Origin of the sequence: Kluyvera intermedia (assembly GCF_021440345.1) — a bacterium.
Taxonomy (GTDB): domain Bacteria; phylum Pseudomonadota; class Gammaproteobacteria; order Enterobacterales; family Enterobacteriaceae; genus Kluyvera; species Kluyvera intermedia_A.
In genome coordinates this window covers 1-11,649 of sequence record NZ_JAKCNS010000002.1, presented here as the reverse complement: position 1 = coordinate 11,649, position 11,649 = coordinate 1, and the positions used below count along the sequence as shown (strand labels likewise).

General features: G+C 54.8%; 11 protein-coding genes. 5 read left to right on the top strand and 6 right to left on the bottom strand.

Annotated features, from left to right (window positions below):
• Positions 1 to 32 precede the first annotated feature (32 nt).
• From yigB to lptM, 5 genes are read right to left on the bottom strand one after another with little or no spacing between them, the layout of a single operon-like run.
• Positions 33 to 749 (bottom strand): 5-amino-6-(5-phospho-D-ribitylamino)uracil phosphatase YigB, encoded by a 717-nt coding sequence (yigB, locus tag LZ634_RS00265; protein WP_234501760.1) that lies wholly within the window; start codon positions 747 to 749, stop codon positions 33 to 35.
• Positions 749 to 1,651 carry a tyrosine recombinase XerC gene (gene xerC / locus LZ634_RS00260; RefSeq protein WP_234501759.1) on the bottom strand — a complete coding sequence of 301 codons (903 nt, stop codon included), beginning with the start codon at positions 1,649 to 1,651 and terminating at the stop codon, positions 749 to 751. The genes yigB and xerC overlap by 1 nt, the downstream gene beginning before the upstream one ends.
• Entirely contained in the window at positions 1,648 to 2,355 is a 708-nt protein-coding gene (locus LZ634_RS00255; RefSeq protein WP_234501758.1) for a DUF484 domain-containing protein, read from the bottom strand. The genes xerC and LZ634_RS00255 overlap by 4 nt, the downstream gene beginning before the upstream one ends.
• Entirely contained in the window at positions 2,352 to 3,176 is an 825-nt protein-coding gene (gene dapF, locus LZ634_RS00250) for a diaminopimelate epimerase (protein WP_234501790.1), read from the bottom strand. Before dapF ends, LZ634_RS00255 begins: the two co-directional genes overlap by 4 nt.
• 35 nt (positions 3,177 to 3,211) lie before the next feature.
• Positions 3,212 to 3,415, bottom strand: coding sequence for an LPS translocon maturation chaperone LptM (lptM, locus tag LZ634_RS00245; protein ID WP_234501757.1), 204 nt, complete (start codon positions 3,413 to 3,415; stop codon positions 3,212 to 3,214).
• 138 nt (positions 3,416 to 3,553) lie between these two features.
• Between lptM and cyaY the strand changes: the two genes are divergently transcribed.
• Positions 3,554 to 3,874: an iron donor protein CyaY gene (cyaY, locus tag LZ634_RS00240; RefSeq protein ID WP_234501756.1), complete on the top strand. Its 321-nt coding sequence runs from the start codon at positions 3,554 to 3,556 to the stop codon at positions 3,872 to 3,874.
• Positions 3,875 to 3,933: 59 nt separating this feature from the next.
• On the opposite strand, the gene cyaA is transcribed toward cyaY, so the two are convergent.
• Positions 3,934 to 6,480: a class I adenylate cyclase gene (cyaA, locus tag LZ634_RS00235; protein WP_112202279.1), complete on the bottom strand. Its 2,547-nt coding sequence runs from the start codon at positions 6,478 to 6,480 to the stop codon at positions 3,934 to 3,936.
• A gap of 408 nt (positions 6,481 to 6,888) precedes the next feature.
• Between cyaA and hemC the strand changes: the two genes are divergently transcribed.
• From hemC to hemY, 4 genes are read left to right on the top strand one after another with little or no spacing between them, the layout of a single operon-like run.
• Positions 6,889 to 7,830: a hydroxymethylbilane synthase gene (gene hemC, locus LZ634_RS00230; protein ID WP_234501755.1), complete on the top strand. Its 942-nt coding sequence runs from the start codon at positions 6,889 to 6,891 to the stop codon at positions 7,828 to 7,830.
• Complete coding sequence (gene hemD / locus LZ634_RS00225) at positions 7,827 to 8,567, top strand: uroporphyrinogen-III synthase (RefSeq protein ID WP_234501754.1); 741 nt, start codon at positions 7,827 to 7,829, stop codon at positions 8,565 to 8,567. Before hemC ends, hemD begins: the two co-directional genes overlap by 4 nt.
• A gap of 21 nt (positions 8,568 to 8,588) precedes the next feature.
• Complete coding sequence (gene hemX / locus LZ634_RS00220) at positions 8,589 to 9,797, top strand: uroporphyrinogen-III C-methyltransferase (protein ID WP_234501753.1); 1,209 nt, start codon at positions 8,589 to 8,591, stop codon at positions 9,795 to 9,797.
• 3 nt (positions 9,798 to 9,800) lie between these two features.
• Entirely contained in the window at positions 9,801 to 10,997 is a 1,197-nt protein-coding gene (gene hemY / locus LZ634_RS00215; RefSeq protein ID WP_234501752.1) for a protoheme IX biogenesis protein HemY, read from the top strand.
• The last annotated feature ends 652 nt before the right edge of the window (positions 10,998 to 11,649 follow it).

Below are 11,649 nucleotides of genomic sequence, written 5' to 3'. Positions count from 1 at the left end.
AACCCTGGAATTTTATACAGAACTACCGGGAATTATATCAGCGAGGTCAGAGATGCCAACCGCGAAATCTCAACATGTGGTAACAAACGGCTGTCGGCGGTCTGCATCAGGTCGGCATTTTGCGGCTTAATCCAGCAAGCCTGCATGCCGCAGCGGATTGCGCCCGCGACGTCAGTGGTCAGGTCATCGCCGACGTGCAGGATCTCGCCAAGCGGGACGTTGAGCTTATCCGCCGCCAGATGATACATGTCGGCGTAAGGCTTCGAGCGCCCATCAGGGCCCGCGCGCAGCACGAACTCGAAATAGCCGCTCAGACCGAACAGCTCCGGCTGGGCGTTACCGTTGGTAATCGCCACCAGCGGCCATTTCTGCGCCAGCTTGGTTAGGGTGTCGTGGGTTTCCTGCGGAACATCAATCCGGCTGCGCCACTGGGCAAAATTGGCCATCGCCGCATCCGCGCCCGCAATAGCCTCTTGCGCCGTCAGTCCCGCTTTACGCAGGCCGTGCTCCAGCGCGCGCCAACGCCATTCTGTAACGTCGTGGTAGATTTCCGGCTCGCTTTGCAGCAGCTCATCGCGCCAGCTTTGCAGCATTCGCGCATCGAAGTTCACCAGCGCCGGATGGTAGCCGCGCACAAAATTCAGCGACTCCTGCATCGTCCGGTCAATCACCGGGCGGTTATCGTAAAGGGTATCGTCAAGGTCAAACGTCAACGCGGCAATGGTGCCCAGCGGTCGATAAAAACGCATTATTTCTCCCGTTTGGCGCGTGGATGCGCCGCATCGTACACCGTAGCAAGGTGTTGAAAATCAAGGTGGGTATAGATTTGGGTAGTCGATAGATTGGCGTGGCCCAGCAGTTCCTGCACGCCGCGCAAATCACCGCTCGACTCCAGCATATGGGTGGCAAAGGAGTGGCGCAGCTTGTGCGGGTTAACGTGACTGTTCAGCCCCTGCTTGATGCCCCATTCGGCAAAACGCTTTTGCACGTTACGCGCTGAAATACGCTTGCCCAGTTTCGACAGAAACAGCGCATAGTCATCGCCGCCGAACAGCCCGCGCAGATCGAGCCAGTGTTCAATCCACGTCACGGCGTTGCGGCCAATCGGCAGACGGCGTTCTTTGCTCCCTTTGCCGAGCACCCACACTTCGCCAGTGTCGAGATCGAGATGTTTGATATCCAGCCCAACCAGCTCTGACAAACGCAGGCCAGCACCGTACATCACTTCCAGCATTGCGCGATCGCGCACCGCCAGCGGATCGTTGAGATCGATATCCAGCAGCCGATTCACATCGTCGACGTCGATATTCTTTGGCAGATGGCGCGGGGCTTTCGGCGCCGCAACGCCTTTCGCCGGGTTTGCCGGCAGTTCGCCCTGGCTCACCATCCAGTCAAAGAAGCTGCGCAGCGCGGAGAGGCGGAGCGCCAGACTTGCTGCACCAAGCCCCTTACGGCGGCTGCGAGTGGCAAAACTGCGCACCATCGCAGCATCACATTGTTGCCAATTCTGCAGGCCCATTGCGCTGGCCATTTCAATAACGGCATCAAGCTGACGCTGATAATTCAATAAGGTAATCGGGCTAAGCTGCCTCTCCACGCCAAGATAACGTAAGAAACGCGTCACGGCGGGCGTCAGCGAGGTATCGCTCATACGCGTTCAATCCATCGTTCCAGCAGGCCCGGCAGCATCAGGGCAATTTCCTGCAAGAGCTGCGTTCCCTGCCCAGCTTGATAATGGTGCGGGTCGCGGCTGCTAAACAGAATCACCCCGAGATCGCCATCGCTGCCCATCATCGATACTGCCACCGAACCCACCGCTTTCGCTTCAGGTAACAGTAGCAGCAGCTCAGGGCCATTCAGGGTGCCCAGATAATGATTTTCTTGCCCTAAACGCTGTATGCGTAGGGGTTCGAATGACTGACGCGAGAGAACCAGATGGGTATATTTTGAAGGCGCTCCGAGTCGCCAGCGATCGGAGAATAGACGAAGCGATGCGCCCGCCAGCCCTAGCTCACGGGCCCAGCGGTGAAACCGCAGCAGCAAATCGTCGAGACTTTCCGCACAGGCCAGTCGATTTTGCAGATGCAGCAGGCGATAGAACAGTCCTTCGTTGGCTGCCGCCTGATCCATCAGCTGATCCATGTTCTCTTCGAGCATCGCGATGTAGTTACGCGAACGCGCCATGTGCCACTCAACCAGTGACACCATACCCCGCACCGGGTGCGGGACGCGCATTTGCTCAACCACGGCGGCATTACGAATAAAAAATTCAGGATGTTGCAACAGATAGTCCGCCACTGCGTGGTCATTTAGCGCAGTGGCTACATCCTGTTGTTCTTCCCCGACGTGTTTCATAGGTGAATAAATCCGTCATAGACATGTGCCGCCGGGCCAGTCATAAACAACGGTTGGCCCGGGCCCTTCCAGGCGATATCAAGACGCCCGCCCGGTAATTCCACGCGCACTTCTTCCGCCAGCAAACCTTGTTGAATACCGACGGCGACCGCCGCACAGGCTCCGCTTCCGCATGCCTGCGTTTCACCCGCACCGCGTTCATAGACGCGCAGACGGATGTGTTCGCGCTTCACAATCTGCATAAAACCAATATTCGCGCGCTCAGGGAAACGTTCATGGCTTTCCATCAACGGGCCCAGCGTTTCAACCGTGGCCGTATCGACGTCATCAACCTGAATCACGCAGTGCGGGTTCCCCATGGAGACCACGCCGCACAATACTGTCTGTTCGGCCACACGCATAATATAGGTCTTTTCCGCTTTGTTAGCGCGGAACGGCACTTGCGATGGCTCAAAGTTAGGCTCACCCATGTTGACGCGAACCAACTCATCGTCCGTGACGGTTAATACCATACGACCATTCGCCGTACTCACGCGGATCTCACGTTTATTGGTCAGGCCTTTCAGGCGCACAAAACGCGCGAAGCAGCGCGCGCCGTTACCACATTGCGAAACTTCGCTGCCATCGGCGTTGAAAATGCGATAGTGGAAATCCAGATCGGGATCGTAAGGCGGTTCAACAACCAATAGCTGGTCGAAGCCCACGCCGTGATGCCTGTCGGCCAGGCGACGAATCAGCTCTGGCGAGAAAAAAACATTCTGCGTTACCGCGTCGACAACCATGAAATCGTTGCCGAGGCCATGCATTTTAGAAAACTGCATCATCTACTCCAGTTGCGCGGAACAGAACGTATTAATTAGTAGTTAACCTGCGTCGGGCCGCCGTTATCACCGCGGTCGTTGCGATCCGGAGTATCACTTTGCACCGGAGGCGTCACCGATTTGGTCGGCGGCGGTGCCGTTTTATCAGCCGGAGGGAAAAATAGCGGGCCTTTCAGGCCACAGCCTGCAAGGATAAACAAGGCGAGTAACACCGCCAGCGGTCGAAAAATCTTATTCATTCTTAAGATGCCTGTAGTTCAATGCTTTCTATTTTCTATCATCGCAGGAGAAGGCGCAAAAGCAAGCGTTAAGCGCCTGACTGCAACGTGATTTGTTTCACGCTATACTGCCGAATCACTAAAAAACGGGAAACGACAATGAACGACAGTGAATTTCATCGCCTGGCCGATACCCTGTGGCTGACCATTGAAGAACGTCTGGACGATTGGGACGGCGACAGCGATATCGACTGCGAAATCAACGGCGGCGTACTGACTATCAGCTTTGAAAACGGCAGTAAAATTATTATTAACCGCCAGGAGCCATTGCACCAGGTGTGGCTAGCCACCAAGCAGGGCGGCTACCACTTTGACCTGAAGGGCGACGAGTGGATCTGCGACCGCAGCGGCGAAAATTTCTGGGATTTACTGGAACAAGCGGCTACGCATCAGTCGGGCGAAACGGTGAAATTCCGTTAAGATTTATTGCCGGATAACGGTGTAAACCGCCGTATCCGGCATTTCGAACGATGCTGTTTTTACGAAAAATACTGCTGCAACAGCGGCGTATTATCGTTGTCGTGATGAGACGGCGGCGGCGTCAGCGCCTGGCTACGGAATGGAATCACCTGCGCACGGCCATCAACCTTCACAATCTGATAGAACTGCGGCAGGTTGAAGTTGATAAAGCTGGAGCCGTAGGTGAAGCGATCGTGTGATGACGAGTAGAACCGGCTGACATCGCGCACCAGCTCTTCTTTGCTGCCCTCACAGTGGTGATACACCTCTGCACGGTTGCTCTCATCCAGAATATAGATATTAAAGCCCTGTTCTTCACCTGACTCTTCAAAGAAGAACTGGATGATCCCTTCGCTGGCGAAGCCGTCAACCACCTGCGGCAATTCGACGTGATTGGTCTCAACCTGCACAGACAGGCCGTGCAGCTTGTTGTGCGAGATAGCGCCGTAAAATTCGATGGCGTTTTCCAGCTTCTGCACCGACACATTCAGACGTTCAAAGAACAGTCCCCATGTCTGCCCGGAGACGCGCAGCGCTTTAAAGCGGCCAGTTTCCTGACGGGTGCTGGAGAGACGCAGTTCAATACACTCAGAAACCAGCTGCTGCACGCGAGTACGGATTAAACCGCGCAGATGCTGGCTGTAGCAGAACACTTCAACGCTGTCCGGCGGCGCGGCGTCCTGGTGCATTTTGCCGAGAATGGTTTTCAGCGCTTCAATCATCGCCTGCTCGCCGTTGAAATGCAGCGTACGCACTTCGTTCCACGAGTTGCGGTACAGCAGGTCAACGCTGCCAACCAGGCATTTCTGATCTTCGCCAAAGCTGAAGGTATCGAGCTTACGGAAATCGAAATGTACCACCTGATTGCGGAAGGCCGCGGTTGGGTCGTATTCCAGGTTGACGATAATGGCCAGGTGGCGAATTTCGCACGGGCTGTACAAGGCTTTAGGCGTCGGCGCCGGCAGGCGCAGCGGGAAGTGGTGCGAAACATCGGCCACCATCTCCTGCAGTTTCGCCAGATCGACGATCTCATTGCCTTTAATAAACAGGCGCGTGCGCGAAGTCAGCAGGCCGTTAAACCACGCCCAGGCCACCAGCTTATTGAGATAGCGGTTATATTCCAGCGGCTGATGGCTGATGATGGATTCCATGTTCGGCGCGCGGTTGTAGAGATACCAACCCGTACGGTTGGCACGTCCCGGCGGAACATAGATAAAGGTCAGATTCGGTTCGGACAGATCCGGGGAGATTTGCGGGTTAACCAGCGTCACCTTGCCCGGCAGCGCTTCAAACGCCGCGTACAGTTTACGCGTCAGCACGCCGATATCCTGCGGGCTGGCCGAAACGCTCAGGTTGTTGCGGCGCGCGAAACGGATCAGGTTACGATAGCTCTGCATCATCGCATCGAGCAGTTCGTTATGCGCTTCGCGCACCTGATCAATTTTCCAGTTAGCGCGATTGTCGAGCATCGCCAGACGCTCTTCGCTCCAACCCCACTCTTTCACCAATTGCCCCACCACTTCACGACGCCAGCCAACGCAGGCGCGTTCACGGCTGAGCTTTTCGCATACTTTGAGGTAGAAGCAGCGGCGAACGAGGTCGAGACGTGTTTCGTCTTCAATCGCCTTCAGATACTCGGTAACGCGTTCTAGCATCATGCAGTAGGCGTCGAGACCGAAGGAGACGATCTCGCCGTCATGCAGGCGCTGTTTAATGTCTTTTGCCAACAGATGCGTGTTGGGGTATTCCCAGGAGTAGGCCTCCAGCAGCAGAGTTTTCAACACCGCTTTATATGGGGAGTCGATACTTTTGTAGAGCTGCCAGAGACTGGCGCCAAAGTACTCTTCAGCGGAGAGCGAGCTCAATCCGCCGAGATCGAGCCATTCGTTTGGCGTCAGTACACCCTGAGCGTACAGCGTCATGACGTAATCGTCGTAGTGCTCTTCTTCCTCGCACGGCACCATATTCCACAGAATACGTTTGCCCGCCAGGCGCACCGCCGTACGGTAAAATTCGTCGAGCAGTAAAATATGCTGCGTTGAGCCACAGTCTTCACCGCCGAGGCTACCACTTTCATTGTGGCGGAAGCGGTTCTCATCGATTAGGAAAAAACTGACTTCAACGCCCAGCGATGCCGCCCAGCTTTCCAACAGGCTACATTTGCGCTGTAATAATTGGCGTTCATCATTATCGAGCCACGACTGATGGCAAACCCAGATATCGAGATCGGAAGAGCAGCTCTGGCCGACGGACGAGGTGCTGCCCATCGAGTAGATGCCGGTGATCGGCAGCTCGCCCTTCGCAGAAGTCTGCGGCGGCATACCGCGATGCAGCTCGAGTTCGTCGAGATAATGACGTTGGGTTTCATCAGGCGTGTAGAGGCAGATGCCCTTGGGAACGTTACCGTCAAGGTAACCCGGCATCAGCGGATGATGATAATGTAATAATGTCGGCAGTAGACTGTATACCTGCTGGAAAGCAGGGCCCATGGCTGCAAGCGCGCGATCTACACGCAGTTGGTTGATGGCATCCAGTCTCTGTTTTAGCGTCTCAATATAGAGGTACAAGACATATCGCCTGATGTTCAAAACCGCGGCGTATCGTAAAAGTGCAGATACGGAGGTTTTTAATATTTCAACAAGAAGAACCGTTACCGTTTCTCGTCCGCCGTTGTGATTATCAAAATTCGGACAAAAATCGGTTTAAAACGTGATCAATCTAACACCTTGCCGGTTGACCGTAAAGAATGTTGCACTACAACAAGTGTAGCATTGAATGCTGCTGTAAACCCCGGCATACGATCAAGACAGTGCCAGTAATAAACGGTAAACACAACCCCGTTTATCCCTGCCATCATTTACGCAACAGGCACATTTCCTGCATTGCGATTTGATCAGGGTATGAAACCCTGAAAACTAACATCATTAAGTCAACAATGTTACGATGAACAACGGACGATAATGACGGTAACAAGCATGTTAGACAAAGTTTTGAGAATTGCCACACGCCAAAGTCCGCTCGCTCTCTGGCAAGCGCACTATGTAAAAGAACGCCTGATGGCCTGCCATCCTGGGCTAACGGTGACGCTTGTCCCGATGGTCACCCGCGGCGATATTATCCTTGATACTCCGCTGGCTAAGGTGGGCGGCAAAGGGCTGTTTGTTAAAGAGCTTGAGCTGGCATTGCTTGAAGACCGTGCCGATATCGCCGTGCATTCCATGAAAGATGTCCCGGTCGAGTTCCCTCAGGGGCTGGGGCTCGTCACCATCTGCGAACGCGAAGATCCGCGTGACGCCTTCGTTTCGAATCATTACGCCTGTATGGATGATCTCCCGGCAGGCAGCATCGTCGGCACCTCCAGCCTGCGTCGCCAGTGCCAGATTGCCCAGCGCCGCCCGGATCTGGTGATCCGCTCGTTGCGCGGCAACGTCGGCACTCGCCTCAGCAAACTCGATAACGGCGATTACGATGCCATTATCCTGGCCGTTGCCGGCCTAAAACGCCTTGAGCTGGATGCGCGTATCCGCCAGCCGATGCCGCCAGAAGAGTCGCTCCCGGCCGTTGGCCAGGGTGCAGTCGGTATTGAATGCCGCCTGGATGATGCACAAACGCGTGCACTGCTCGCGCCGTTGAACCACGATGAAACAGCCATTCGTGTATGCGCTGAACGCGCCATGAACATGCGTCTGGAAGGCGGCTGCCAGGTCCCTATCGGCAGCTATGCCGAATTGGTCGATGGCGAGCTGTGGCTACGCGCGCTGGTTGGCTCGCCTGATGGCCGCGAAACGGTCCGTGGCGAACGCCGTGGCAAGCCGGAAAACGCCGAGAAAATGGGCATTGAACTGGCTGATGAACTCCTCGATAACGGTGCCCGTGAAATTCTGGCCGCCGTTTACGACGGGGACGCGGCCATATGACCATTCTGGTAACTCGCCCCTCTTTGCAAGGTGAAGAGTTAGTCAGCCGTTTGCGCGCGCTGGGGCAAGTTGCCTGGAGTTTCCCACTCATTGAATTTACCCCCGGGCGGGAGCTAAGCACGCTCAGCCAAAGGCTACAGACGTTGGGCGATGGTGATTTGGTCTTCGCACTGTCGCAGCACGCCGTTAGCTTCGCTCACGCCCAACTCCAGCAGCAACACCTTCTCTGGCCTACCGCGCCCCGCTATTTTGCCATAGGCCGTACCACGGCATTAGCGCTGCATCAGGTCAGCGGTCTTGACGTTCGCTACCCATTAGATCGGGAAATCAGCGAAGTGTTGCTACAATTACCTGAATTGCAAACTATTGCCGGTAAGAAAGCGCTCATCCTTCGCGGTAACGGCGGCCGGGAACTGCTGGCCGAAACGCTCACCGAGCGCGGTGCAACAGTCACGCTGTGTGAATGCTATCAGCGCTGCCCTGTTCACTATGATGGCGCCGAAGAAGCCATGCGTTGGCAGGCCCGTGAAGTCACCACGCTGGTCGTCACCAGCGGTGAAATGCTGCAACAACTTTGGACGCTTATTCCCCTCTGGTACCGGGAGAGCTGGTTGCTCAAATGCCGATTACTGGTCGTGAGTGAACGTATTGCAAAACTGGCCCGGGAGATGGGCTGGCAGGATATTCAGGTTGCCGATAGCGCAGACAACGATGCGCTGCTGCGCGCATTACAATAACTTTCAAAATTGGAAGCCATAATGACGGAACAAAAAGAAAACTCCGCCGTGGTTGAAGAGTCCGGGGATGCCGTGAACATCACGCCGCAGCCCGAATCTAGTCAGCCCGCAAATGCTGGGAAGAAAAATAACAGCGGAAAAACGAGCCTCGTACTGAGCGCAGTCGCCATTGCCATAGCACTGGCAGCAGGCGTGGGCCTGTACGGCTGGGGCAAACAGCAGGCCGTCAATCAAACCACCACCAGCGATACCCTCGCTAATCAGCTCATTGCGCTGCAAAAAGCGCAGGATGCGCAAAAAGAGGCGCTGGAAACGACCATCAAACAGCAGGCAACCCAGTTGGATGAGGCGAAAGCCCAGCAGGGTGAAATGGCCAAACAGCTGGATGAAGTGCAGCAAAAAGTGGCCGCAATCTCCGGCACCGATGCCAAAACCTGGCTTCTTTCACAGTCTGATTTTCTCGTTAAGCTGGCCGGTCGCAAACTGTGGAGCGATCAGGACGTAACCACTGCTGCCGCGCTGTTAAAAAGCGCTGACGCCAGCCTTGCCGACATGAACGATCCCAGTTTAATCACCGCGCGCCGCGCGCTGACTGAAGATATTGCCAGCCTCGCGGCAATCTCACAGGTGGACTACGACGGCATCATTCTCAAGGTTAACCAACTGGCAAATCAGGTAGATAACCTGCGTCTGGCCGACAACAACAACGATGATTCACCGATGGACAACGACGACGGTGAGCTGTCGGCATCGCTCAGCGAATGGCGCGTCAATCTGCAGAAAAGCTGGCAGAGCTTTATGGACAGCTTTATCACTATCCGCCGCCGCGATGAAACCGCCGTGCCGCTGTTGGCACCAAACCAGGATATCTACCTGCGGGAAAATATTCGCTCGCAACTGTTAGCCGCCGTACAAGCGGTACCTCGTCATCAGGATGAGACCTACAAACAGGCGCTGGATAACGTGTCCACCTGGGTTCGTGCCTACTACGACACGGAAGACGCCACCACCAAGGCGTTCCTCGACGATATCGAAAAACTCAGCCAGCAAAGCATCAGCATGGACGTACCAGAAACCCTGCAAAGCCAGCCGATTCTGGAAAAGCTGATGCAAACTCGCGTGCGTAACCTGATGGCACAGCCTGCCATTGCACAGCCCGCTGACGCGCAACCTGCCGTGACGGAGCCTGCACCAGAGCAGCCAGCCGCCGCCGCGCCGCAAGGAGAATAATCGATGCTGAAAGTTCTCTTACTCTTCGCACTGCTGATTGCGGGCATTGTTGTTGGCCCGATGATCGCAGGCCATCAGGGCTATGTCCTGATTCAGACGGACAATTACAACATTGAGACTAGCGTAACCGGGCTGGTCATCATCATGATTCTGGTGATGGTGGTGCTGTTCGCGCTGGAGTGGATTCTACGCCGCATTTTCCGTACCGGTGCCCATACTCGCGGCTGGTTTGTCGGACGTAAACGTCGCCGTGCGCGTAAGCAAACGGAACAGGCGCTGTTGAAACTGGCGGAAGGCGATTATCAGCAGGTTGAAAAGCTGATGTCGAAAAATGCCGATCACGCAGAGCAGCCGGTGGTGAACTACCTGCTGGCAGCAGAAGCGGCACAGCAGCGCGGTGACGAAGCGCGTGCCAACCAACATCTGCAGCGCGCGGCGGAAAACGCTGGCAACGATCTGATCCCAGTCGAAATCACCCGCGTTCGCCTGCAGCTTGCACGTGGCGAAACCCACGCGGCGCGCCACGGTGTCGATAAGCTGTTGGAAATCACTCCGCGTCATCCGGAAGTGCTGCGTCTGGCCGAGCAGGCCTACATTCAGACCGGAGCATGGAGTTCGCTGCTGGATATCATCCCATCGATGGCGAAAGCCCACGTCGGCGACGATGCTCACCGCGCCGCACTGGAGCAACAGGCGTGGATTGGTCTAATGGATCAAGCTCGCGCCGATCAGGGTAGCGAAGGGCTGCGTGACTGGTGGAAAAACCAGAGCCGCAAAACCCGCCATCAGGTCGCCCTGCAGGTCGCCATAGCCGATCACTTGATTGAATGTGACGATCATGACACCGCCCAGCAGATCATCATCGACGGCCTGAAGCGCCAGTATGACGATCGTCTGGTCATGCTGATACCGCGCCTGAACACCAACAATCCGGAGCAGATGGAAAAACTGCTGCGCCAGCAGATTAAAACGGTGGGCGATCGTCCGCTGCTATGGAGCACGCTGGGTCAGTCGCTGATGAAACACGGTGAATGGCAGGAAGCAAGCCTGGCGTTCCGCGCGGCACTCAAGCAGCGTCCGGATGCGTTCGACTATGCCTGGCTGGCCGATGTGCTCGACCGCCTGAAGCAGCCGGAAGAAGCCGCGACAATGCGTCGGGATGGGCTGATGCTAACGTTACAGAACAACCCGCCAGCGTAAAGACAGCAAAATGAGTAAAGGGGACCGCAAGGTCCCCTTTTTGTTGGCTAAAAGGTCTCTCCCGCGACCTTTGCCCCATAAAAAAACGCCTGCTCGTTTAGGAGCAGGCGTTAAACAGGTTTAATTCGACAACATAATGGGTGCTTCACTCAACGTTATGTCCATGGTGTCTGATGAGGCTAAAGCGACATCTGTCAGTGGACGATAAGCACCGTAAACGGCTCTGCGTCATTCCTGGGTTTATGAAGCCGTAAGGCGAGCATAAGAGATGGAATGAGCATCTACGCGGCGCATTATGTCACAGGATCCTAGGGGATAAAACCTCCTGTTACAGAAAAATCTTTCGTTTCTTCTGGATAATCATTATTCCCATAGCGACTTCACCCTCACCAAATAAAAAAAGTGAATAAAATAATTAAAATAGATAATTACGAACTGCATATATATTATTTTTATATTTAAAAACAAGTAACAATTTATATTATGTCCCTATCCGCATATCCCCACTCCTTATATTTACAGTAGAGAAATAGAGAGTGTAAGATCCCAGCCACGACGAGTTCGTGGCGCTGCTCATTTCATATATATTCATAAATATTATAGTGTTATAAAACACATTCATCATTGAGCAGCCTCAGAAATAAAAACACTA